We start from the raw sequence: 9,608 nt of genomic DNA, 5'->3' as shown, positions 1-9,608 counted from the left end.
CAGGCGGCGAGTGATGCTGCTAACAACAGAGAGATAGACGATGCGAGGGGGTGCAATTTCATGCAGGGCTCCGGGTCGACTTAAGTTTCAGTTGAAAGAGTATAGTGAGAGATTTGGGTAAAGTGCGACAGTCATCCATCGGATTGCCCAGATGGTTGATTCAGGTTGGCCTATATTGCTGCAGATAATAAAAAAGCGCCCTGAGGCGCTTTTATTCTTTGCGGTATGTGTACCGGAGTTTTTCCTGTCAGGCTTCACACATTAAAGCGGAAGTGCACTACATCGCCGTCTTTAACGATGTACTCTTTGCCTTCTAAGCGCCATTTACCGGCTTCTTTGGCACCGGCTTCACCTTTGTACTGGATAAAGTCGTTATAACCAATCACTTCGGCACGGATAAAACCACGTTCAAAGTCGGTGTGAATCGCGGCGGCTGCGCGTGGTGCGGTATCACCGATTTTGATGGTCCAGGCGCGTACTTCTTTCACACCGGCGGTGAAGTAAGTCTGCAGACCCAGCAACTCGTAACCGGAACGGATTACACGATCCAGACCCGGTTCTTCCATGCCCATTTCCTGCAGGAATTCGAGTTTGTCTTCATCGTCCAGCTCGGAAATTTCGGCTTCGATCTTGTTGCAGACCACAACAACGGAGGCACCTTCTGACTCGGCAATACCACGGACCACATCGAGGTGCGGGTTGTTTTCAAAGCCGTCTTCCGCCACGTTAGCGATGTACATGGTTGGCTTGATGGTCAGCAGGTGGAAGGTGCGCGCCAGCTTGCGCTCGTCGTCGTTCAGTTCCAGCATACGGGCGGTTTTGCCCTGTTCGAAATGCGGGATCAGACGCTCCAGCAGTGCTTTCTGCGCGATGGCATCTTTATCGCCACCTTTGGCAACGCGGGTAATGCGCTGCAGCTGCTTTTCACAGGATTCCAGATCGGCCAGTACCAGTTCGGTATTGATGATGTCGATGTCGTCGGCCGGGCTGACGCGGTTGGCAACGTGGATCACGTTGTCGTCTTCGAAGCAGCGCACAACGTGAGCGATGGCGTCGGTTTCGCGGATATTGGCGAGGAACTGGTTGCCCAGGCCTTCACCTTTGGACGCGCCGGCAACCAGACCAGCAATGTCCACAAACTCCATCGAGGTTGGCACAACACGCTCAGGTTTTACGATGGTCGCCAGCTCATCCAGGCGCTTGTCAGGCATGGCAACCACACCGGAGTTGGGTTCAATGGTACAGAACGGAAAGTTCTCGGCGGCAATACCGGATTTGGTCAGTGCATTGAACAGTGTGGATTTGCCGACGTTGGGTAAGCCAACGATACCGCATTTAAAGCCCATAAAAGTATCCTGTGATCCGTACTGCTGCCGTAACAGCGTTAAAATTTGGCGGGTATTTTACCCTTTAAATGAATGAAGTCGATTCATGGCTTTGGCCAGGTCGCCGCCCAGTGCATCGGGCAGAACGCGTAAGGCTTCATCGATCACCGCATCAATGGCCTGTTGGTCGCTCTTGCTGGCGCGGCCCAGTACATGGCCGGTGACCTGGGATTTGTCACCAGGATGACCAATACCGATACGCAGGCGGTGAAAATTCTGATTGTTGCCAAGCTTGCTGATGATATCGCGCAGGCCATTCTGGCCACCGTGACCGCCGCCAAATTTAAATTTGGCTGTGCCGGGAGGTAAGTCCAGCTCGTCATGAACCACCAGAATCTGTTCCGGTTTCAGCTTATAAAAGTTGGCCAGCGCCTGTACGGCCTGTCCGCTGAGGTTCATAAAAGTCGTGGGAATCAGCAACCAGCAATCCTGCCCGCCGAGGCGGCCTTTGCCGGCACGACCGGAGAATTTTTTGTCCGGGCTGAGACTGATGCGTTCGTTCTGCGCCAGGCGTTCAACCAGCCAGGCGCCCGCATTGTGGCGGGTATGCTCGTATTCGGCGCCGGGGTTGCCCAGGCCTACGATCAATTGAATAGGGTCAGACATGATGTCGATATCCGATGATAAAGAATCACCAATAAAAAAGCGGGGACCAGCCCCGCTTTTTTGCTACAGCAACCGGAATTACTCGGCAGCTGCTTCTTCTTCGCTGTCGCCGCCTTTAGGAGCGATAACAGTAACAACAGAAGTGTCGTGCTCTGGGCCGTGAGACAGAGCCAGAGACTCAACGCCTTTTGGCAGTTTCAGATCAGACAGGTGGATCACGGAGCCAGCTTCAACGTTGGCCAGATCTACTTCGATGAACTCAGGCAGGTCGCCAGCGTTACAGATGATGTCCAGGCTGGTCAGCTGGTGAGCGATTTTGCCACCACCGGTTTTCACGCCTACACAGCTTTCTTCATTGATGAAGTGCAGAGGTACGTGAGCTTTGATCTTGGTGGTTTTGCTTACACGCAGGAAGTCAGCGTGCCAGATCAGAGCTTTGGATGGGTGACGCTGCAGATCTTTCAGAACAACCTGCTCGGCTTTTTCACCGATAGTCAGGGTGATCACGCTGCTGTAGAACGCTTCGTTTTCCAGTACTTTGTTCAGCTCGTTAGCTTTCAGAACGATGGCTTGTGGCTTGCGATCGTTACCACCGGCTTTACCACCGTAAACGATGGCTGGTACGGCGTTTTCGCGACGCAGGCGGCGGCTCGCACCTTTCCCCGCATCTTCGCGAAGTTCAGCTGACAGATTAAATTCTGACATGGGTATTTCCTCATGGTTTTGACATAAAAAGCCGTTTGAGCTTGCGACCAGCTCAAACGGCCCGAAAAATTGTTTTGTATGCTGTTATGGCTTAACGAAACATCGCACTGATGGATTCTTCGTTATTTACCCGGCGTACAGCTTCAGCCAGCAGACCAGCAATGGTCAGTTGGCGGATGCGGCCAATGGATTTAGCAGCTTCAGACAGCGGGATGGTGTCGGTAACAACCAGCTCATCCAGTTCAGCACTGGCCAGACGCTCAACAGCGGGGCCGGATAGTACAGGATGTGTACAGTAGGCGACAACTTTTTTCGCACCAAACTCTTTCAGAGCTTTGGCTGCGTGGCACAGAGTACCGGCGGTATCGACCATGTCGTCGACCAGTACACAGGTACGGCCGGAAACATCACCGATAATATGCATAACTTCAGAAACGTTGGCTTTTGGACGACGTTTGTCGATGATCGCCAGATCAACGTTCAGCTGCTTAGCGATTGCGCGGGCACGAACAACACCGCCGATGTCCGGAGACACAACGATCAGGTCTTCGTAAGCCTGACGCTCAAGGTCATCAATCAGTACCGGAGAGCCGTAGACGTTATCAACAGGAACATCGAAGAAGCCCTGGATCTGGTCAGCGTGCAGGTCAACGGTCAGAACGCGGTCGATGCCTGCAGTCGACATCATGTCGGCAACTGCGCGGGCACTGATTGGCACACGGGCAGAACGCGGACGACGATCCTGGCGGGCATAACCGAAGTAGGGAACAACCGCAGTGATACGGCTGGCTGAGGCGCGGCGCAGACCATCGGCCATCAGCAGGATTTCCATCAGGTTATCGTTAGTCGGTGCACAGGTAGGCTGGATGATAAACACATCCTTACCACGCACGTTCTCATTGATTTCGATGGTTATTTCACCATCACTGAACTTGCCAACAGTGGCTTCGCCAAGGGGAATATCGAGACGCTCAACAACGAGCTTAGCGAGCTCCGGGTTAGCGTTACCGGTAAAAACCATCAACTTAGACACAGTTGTCCCCTTTGATGTAATTGTTCAATGATGGAAGGAAAGAGAATTGGCTGAGGTGGTAGGACTCGAACCTACGAATGACGGGATCAAAACCCGTTGCCTTACCACTTGGCGACACCCCAGCAACTTTTAAGACGGTCCGAATAATACCTTATGTGCAGGTGATTGGTTAACACCCTTAGCCACAAAGACCTTATATTCAGCCGGTAACTGCGCAGAAACACTGATGGCTTCTGTTTCAGAGCCGAAGCTTGAGAATATACAAGCTCCAGTGCCCGTCATCTTAGCAAAGGAAAATTTATTTAGCAAATTCAATGTGTTACCAACTTCTGGATACAACATTGAGACTATTGCCTGGCAGTCATTTCTGCCCCCTTGCCTCAGCGCGGTGCGAATATTAATGGGGTCCGTATCCCTTGTCAAACCCTTATGTGAAAAAATTTTTCCTGTATTAACATGGACTTGCGGGCACACCACCAGATACCAGGGTTCGTCCAGCTCCGGTACCGGGGTCAGTATCTCTCCCACGCCTTCGGCAAAGGCCGCTTCACCCCGCACAAACACTGGAACGTCGGCTCCGAGCGTGAGTCCGAGTGACGCCAGTTCGTCGAAAGACAGTTGCAGATTCCATAGCTGATTCAATGCCAGCAGGGTTGTGGCTGCATCAGAACTCCCACCGCCAAGACCGCCCCCCATGGGCAGTTTTTTATCGAGCCGGATATCGGCACCCAGTGTTTTTCCGGATGTTTTTTCAGATTTTTTTTGCAGCAGGCGCGCGGCGCGGATGATCAGATTGTCTTCGAAGTCGACACCTTCAATGGCCGGGCTCAGTGTCAGGTCGCCATCGTTGCGTAATTTAAAGTGCAGCTCATCACCATGGTCAACGAACTGAAACAGGGTCTGCAGGTTATGGTAGCCGTCATCCCGGCGTCCGGTGATGTGCAGCATCAGGTTCAGTTTGGCCGGCGCTGGTACGCTCAGCCAGCCAGTGTTTTCAGGCAGTTCAGCCATTAACAGTCCACTCTTTGATCGAAAATACAAAACGGAAATCGTGGCCGGATATTTTAATCAGGCCGGGCAGCCAGTAATCGCCATGCTGCTGGTAGCGGGAGAAACGGATATCCCAGCCATGCTGTTGCAGATGCGTAAGCAGGCCATGCTCATCGTACTTGCCGGTTGCCGCTGCATTGGGGCTGGCCTGGCCTTTTACCCAGTAGCGGATGTCGGTAACCGGAAAATTCCAGCCCATATGAGCCAGCATCAGTTGCTCGGGAGTGCGCGCGCGCTGTGGTTTGTCCCAACCGGGTAAGGTCAGCTCAGCCTGGCGGGAATTACCCTGCAGACGGGAAGCGCCGGAACCGAAGGGGCCGGAAATAAACAGGTCATAGCTTTGTTTATCCTGTTCCCAGGTCAGGTAGCCGGTAACGCTGTCATCGGGTGAGGTCACCGATAATTTACCGCGCACCTGCCACTGTTGCAGGTGATTGAGGCTGCTTTGCAGGTTCTGTTTGCCGCCCTCTGGCTTCGGCAGCAGGCTGCTGCAGCCGCTGAGCAGCGTCAGCAGGAGCAGTGTTGTAAGAGTGGTTCTGATGGTCATGGCAGGTCTGATCAATTCTGGCTCAGGCTTTCCGGATCAATATCCAGGCGTTGCAGGGTACGCAGAATAATCTCGCTGTCAGGGGTTTGTTCCAGCCCCTGCAGCCATATGTCGCGCGCTTCATTCTGATCACCGCTGAGCCATAACAGTTCACCGTAGTGGGCGGCAATTTCATGATCTTTCATCATGTCGAAAGCTTTTTTCAGCAGTGGACGGGCGCGTTCGATATTGCCCATGCGGAAGTAGATCCAGCCCAGACTGTCGATAACCGCCGGATTTTCCGGTGTCAGTTCCAGTGCACGCTCAATTAACGGCAAAGCTTCAGCCCAGCGGTCGGTACGGTCGGCTAGGGTGTAGCCCAGTGCATTCAGGGCTTCGGCATGGTCTGGTCTGAGGCGGATAACCGTGCGCAGATCCTGCTCCAGTTTATTCAGATCCCCCAGACGTTCAGCCAGCATAGCGCGGGTATAAAGAAGATTGATGTCTTCCGGTGCAACGCTCAGTGCCTGGCTGATGAGTACCATGGCGTCTTCCGGCTGACCGGCAGCGGATAACAGGTCGACCTCTATCCGTACCAGTTCGCTTGAGTGTTGTGGAAAATCACCGCGCAGGTCATTCAGATAGCTGCGGGCAGCATCAATCCCCTGGGTATCATTCAGCAGATAAGAAGCTTTCAGGTGCGCTGCAAGAAATTCACGGCCACTGCTGACCTGAGCGTACTGCTCAATGGCGGTGTCGTAGTCTTCTTCTTCCTGAGCAATTTTGCCCAGATAAAAGTGGGCTTCGTCTGTATGCGACTGGTTGGCCAGCAGTTGATACAGATGCTCCCGCGCCTGTTCCCGCTGGCCCAGTTCTTCTTCCAGCAGGGCCAGTGACAGCAAAATGGCAGAATCTTCGGGGAAATTTTTGTGCAGCTTGGCAAAAGCATCGCGGGCACTGTCCATTTTACGCTGCTCGAGCAGGATGCGGGCATGCAGAACCTGGATACCTTTATGCTCCGGGTAGTCTTCGTGAATATCTTCAAGCCAGTCGATAGCGTCGTCAGAGCGTTGCAGCAGCACCAGTATGCGTGCTTTCTGCAGGGCGGCACTCAGATACGCCGGATTACGTTTCAGCGCTTCATCTATATGCAGCAATGCTTCCGGATAGAGGCGCAGGTGTTGCTCCATTATGCCGCGTGCGTACCAGACGGAAGCATTCTCCGGGTATTTGTTGGAAAGAAGCTGAAACTTCGCCAGCAGAGCCTGTTGCTGTTCCTCCGGTAGCTGTCCGGCATTCGCAGCCAGATAGTCAAACTGACTGATGCCGGCAAGATCCTGCAATATCTCCAGATGTTCCAGTGCCTGGCTGAACTGGCCCTGTTCCATCAATAGCTGGGCTGCCGCCTGGTGAGCAGCGGGGTTTTCGGGCTCTTCTTCCAGCCAGATGGCAACGGCTTCAATGGCGTGGGTGTCGCTGCCAACATACTGGGCGATACGGGCAGCACGTTCGGCAATGGCCGGATCACGGGTGGTACGGGCCTGATCCATATAGTTGTAGAGCGAAATATCAAAGCGCTGGCGCTGGCCGGCCATTTCTGCAACCAGCAGGGAATACAGTGTGGCTGCAGGAATCGGGCGGTAGACCGGTTCAGCTGAGGTGCCGGTAGGCGGGGTGGTTTTATAGTGAATACTTTGTGGCTGGGTGTTATCAGCCGGAACGCTTTGTTGCTGATCCGCTGCCGGTGAGGTGCCGAAACTGGCGCAGCCCGGAAGGACGATCAGCGCCGAAAACAGCGGCGCCAGCCAAAGACCTGTACGTAAGAAAACAGGCAGCGGCGGGCGCTCAGAAGAGGTACGGCGGGACTCACGGATGTAAAAAAACATATAAAGAGAAGACCTGATGATTCGGATGCCAGTATGAGATAGCGCATGCTATTTAGGGTCAGATAGCGATTTAAGTCAAAGATTTCAGCGGCAAAGCCGCGGCCAGATGTTTATAATCCCCGCTTTTGCATAGCCGCCACCTGCTGTGACGTGCAAAGCGACTGCTTAGTTGCAGTACGCTTGGCGTTTTTTGGGCAGGTCAGGCACTCCGCCGCTGATGATTGTCAGCGGAGCAGTTTGAAAGCGGGAGCAGCGTCAGTCGACATGGGTATTTGGGCACTGGGGATTAACCATAAAACAGCACCGGTTGCTGTGCGTGAGCGTGTTGCCTTCGATCCGGCGTCTATGCCGGCGGTGTTGGGCGAAGTGCAGGCTCTGGACCCTGTGTCTGAAGTGGTGATCCTGTCGACCTGTAACCGTACCGAAATTTACTGCTCGGCTGATGAATTGCGCGAAGAGGTGATCGTCGACTGGCTGGTCCGTCATCATCATATTGACCGCCGCGATCTTGATTCGGCCCTCTATTGCCTGACCAGCGAGCAGGCGGTGCAGCACACCATGCGTGTTGCCAGCGGTCTGGATTCGCTGGTGCTGGGCGAGCCGCAGATTTTAGGCCAGATGAAATCGGCCTTTGCCGTGGCGCAGGAAGCCGGCACCGTCGGTTCTGAGTTAGGGCGCCTGTTCCGCCAGACCTTTTCCATTGCCAAGCGCGTACGTACCGATACTGCCATCGGTGAAAACCCGGTGTCGGTCGCCTTTGCTGCGGTGCGTATGGCACAGCATATCTTTGCCGATATGGCCAACAGCCGCGCGCTGCTGATTGGTGCCGGCGAAACCATCGAACTGGTGGCCCGTCATCTGTATCAGGCCGGCGTGCGCGATATTATTGTCGCCAACCGTACCCTGGCGCGGGCGCAGAACCTGGCGCAGGAATTTCATGCCGAAGCGGTGCTGCTGGAAGATATTCCCAATGTGCTGCCACGTGCTGATATCGTGATTTCATCCACCGCCAGCCCGTTGCCGATTCTGGGCAAGGGCATGGTCGAGAAAGCGCTGAAAAAACGCCGCCATAAGCCGATGTTTATGGTCGATATCGCTGTACCGCGCGATATCGAAGAAGAAGTCGGCGAGCTGTCGGATGTCTATCTGTATTCGGTAGACGATCTGCGCAGCATCATCGAAGAAAACGTGCGCTCCCGTGAAGACGCCGCGCGTCAGGCCGAAGAGCTGATTCTCTCCGGTGTCGATCATTTTATGCGCGAGCTGAAAGCGCTGGATGCGGTGCAGACCCTGACCGATCTGCGCAGCAGTATTGATGCGTTGCGTGAAGAACAGCTCAGCAAAGCGCTGAAACAACTTGAAAACGGTGCCGACGCAGAAAAAGTGTTGCGCCAGTTTGCCCATACCTTCAGCAATAAGGTGCTGCATGCACCGACCACTGCGCTGCGCAAAGCCGGTGCTGAAGGCCGTCTGGAAGTGCTCGACTGGACCCGCGAACTGTTCAGCCTGAACAGCCATGCGGCGCCATCCTCCTCTGCTGATACCGAATAAACCATGAAAAGCTCGATTCTGAATAAACTCGAACACCTGCGCGATCGTTATGAAGAGGTCGGACACCTGCTGTCTGAGCCGGATGCGGCCAACGATCAGGATCGCTTCCGCAAGCTGTCGAAGGAATATGCCGATCTTGAAGTGATCGCCCAGACCTACAGCGATTACGAGCAGGCCGGCGCCGATCTGGCGGAAGCCAAAGCCCTGGCCGCCGATCCTGATCCGGATATGCGCGCCATGGGTGAGGAAGAAGAGCAGGCCGCCGGCGAGCGTCTGCAGCAGCTGGCGCATGAGCTGGAAATTCTGCTGCTGCCGAAAGATCCGGACGATGGCCGCAACGTGATTGTCGAAATCCGTGCCGGTACCGGCGGTGACGAAGCCGCGATCTTTGCCGGCGATCTGTACCGAATGTACACCCGTTATGCCGAAACCCGTGGCTGGCGCACCGAACTGATGAGTGCCAGCGAAGGTGAGCACGGTGGCTTTAAAGAGGTGATTACCCGCATCTCCGGTACCGATGTGTATTCACAGCTGAAGTTTGAATCCGGCGCGCACCGGGTGCAGCGGGTACCCGAGACCGAAAGTCAGGGCCGTATTCATACCTCGGCCTGTACCGTGGCGGTGATGCCGGAAGTTGAGAGCGAAGAAGAAATCGACATCAACAAGAACGATCTGCGCATCGACACCTTCCGCGCCTCCGGTGCCGGTGGTCAGCACATTAACAAAACCGACTCGGCCATCCGCGTTACGCACCTGCCAACCGGGCTGGTGGTGGAATGTCAGGATGAGCGTTCGCAGCATAAAAACCGCGCCAAGGCGCTGGCGGTGCTGGCGACCCGGTTGCGCGACGCTCAGCGTCAGGCCGC

At 54.7% G+C, this 9,608-nt stretch carries 9 protein-coding genes and 1 tRNA gene; 2 read left to right on the top strand and 8 right to left on the bottom strand.

Annotation, left to right across the window (positions count from 1 at the left end):
* Positions 1 to 254: 254 nt before the first annotated feature.
* From ychF to B3P58_RS05325, 8 genes are all read right to left on the bottom strand, one after another.
* The gene (ychF, locus tag B3P58_RS05360; RefSeq protein ID WP_145469553.1) at positions 255 to 1,346 is read right to left on the bottom strand and encodes a redox-regulated ATPase YchF; all 1,092 of its coding nucleotides are present in this window, start codon (positions 1,344 to 1,346) and stop codon (positions 255 to 257) included.
* Between the two features lie 57 nt (positions 1,347 to 1,403).
* Positions 1,404 to 1,991 (bottom strand): aminoacyl-tRNA hydrolase, encoded by a 588-nt coding sequence (gene pth, locus B3P58_RS05355; protein WP_225692334.1) that lies wholly within the window; start codon positions 1,989 to 1,991, stop codon positions 1,404 to 1,406.
* A 78-nt stretch (positions 1,992 to 2,069) separates the two neighbouring features.
* Positions 2,070 to 2,696 (bottom strand): 50S ribosomal protein L25/general stress protein Ctc, encoded by a 627-nt coding sequence (locus B3P58_RS05350; protein ID WP_186435951.1) that lies wholly within the window; start codon positions 2,694 to 2,696, stop codon positions 2,070 to 2,072.
* A 91-nt stretch (positions 2,697 to 2,787) separates the two neighbouring features.
* Complete coding sequence (locus B3P58_RS05345; protein WP_145469550.1) at positions 2,788 to 3,729, bottom strand: ribose-phosphate pyrophosphokinase; 942 nt, start codon at positions 3,727 to 3,729, stop codon at positions 2,788 to 2,790.
* A gap of 47 nt (positions 3,730 to 3,776) precedes the next feature.
* A tRNA-Gln gene (locus tag B3P58_RS05340) sits at positions 3,777 to 3,851 on the bottom strand.
* Between the two features lie 7 nt (positions 3,852 to 3,858).
* Positions 3,859 to 4,740, bottom strand: a complete 882-nt coding sequence (ispE, locus tag B3P58_RS05335) for a 4-(cytidine 5'-diphospho)-2-C-methyl-D-erythritol kinase (RefSeq protein WP_286716423.1) — start codon at positions 4,738 to 4,740, stop codon at positions 3,859 to 3,861.
* Complete coding sequence (gene lolB, locus B3P58_RS05330; RefSeq protein WP_286716422.1) at positions 4,733 to 5,326, bottom strand: lipoprotein insertase outer membrane protein LolB; 594 nt, start codon at positions 5,324 to 5,326, stop codon at positions 4,733 to 4,735. The genes ispE and lolB overlap by 8 nt, the downstream gene beginning before the upstream one ends.
* A gap of 11 nt (positions 5,327 to 5,337) precedes the next feature.
* Positions 5,338 to 7,191, bottom strand: a complete 1,854-nt coding sequence (locus B3P58_RS05325) for a tetratricopeptide repeat protein (RefSeq protein ID WP_145469547.1) — start codon at positions 7,189 to 7,191, stop codon at positions 5,338 to 5,340.
* A 264-nt stretch (positions 7,192 to 7,455) separates the two neighbouring features.
* Between B3P58_RS05325 and hemA the strand changes: the two genes are divergently transcribed.
* Positions 7,456 to 8,742, top strand: a complete 1,287-nt coding sequence (gene hemA / locus B3P58_RS05320; protein WP_286716421.1) for a glutamyl-tRNA reductase — start codon at positions 7,456 to 7,458, stop codon at positions 8,740 to 8,742.
* A 3-nt stretch (positions 8,743 to 8,745) separates the two neighbouring features.
* A partial coding sequence (gene prfA / locus B3P58_RS05315) for a peptide chain release factor 1 (protein ID WP_286716420.1) occupies positions 8,746 to 9,608 on the top strand: 863 nt, incomplete at its 3' end.

This window comes from Thalassolituus sp. UBA2009 (assembly GCF_002335285.1).
Classification (GTDB): domain Bacteria; phylum Pseudomonadota; class Gammaproteobacteria; order Pseudomonadales; family Oceanobacteraceae; genus Venatoribacter; species Venatoribacter alkanivorans.
This window is presented reverse-complemented; position numbering and strand designations above follow the sequence as displayed.

Bases quoted from the DNA above. Each gene is read 5' to 3' on its own strand.
- pth (WP_225692334.1), bottom strand. From the start codon at position 1,991: ATGTCTGACCCTATTCAATTGATCGTAGGCCTGGGCAACCCCGGCGCC.
- B3P58_RS05325 (WP_145469547.1), bottom strand. From the start codon at position 7,191: ATGTTTTTTTACATCCGTGAGTCCCGCCGTACCTCTTCTGAGCGCCCG.
- ychF (WP_145469553.1), bottom strand. From the start codon at position 1,346: ATGGGCTTTAAATGCGGTATCGTTGGCTTACCCAACGTCGGCAAATCC.
- ispE (WP_286716423.1), bottom strand. From the start codon at position 4,740: ATGGCTGAACTGCCTGAAAACACTGGCTGGCTGAGCGTACCAGCGCCG.
- lolB (WP_286716422.1), bottom strand. From the start codon at position 5,326: ATGACCATCAGAACCACTCTTACAACACTGCTCCTGCTGACGCTGCTC.
- B3P58_RS05350 (WP_186435951.1), bottom strand. From the start codon at position 2,696: ATGTCAGAATTTAATCTGTCAGCTGAACTTCGCGAAGATGCGGGGAAA.
- hemA (WP_286716421.1), top strand. From the start codon at position 7,456: ATGGGTATTTGGGCACTGGGGATTAACCATAAAACAGCACCGGTTGCT.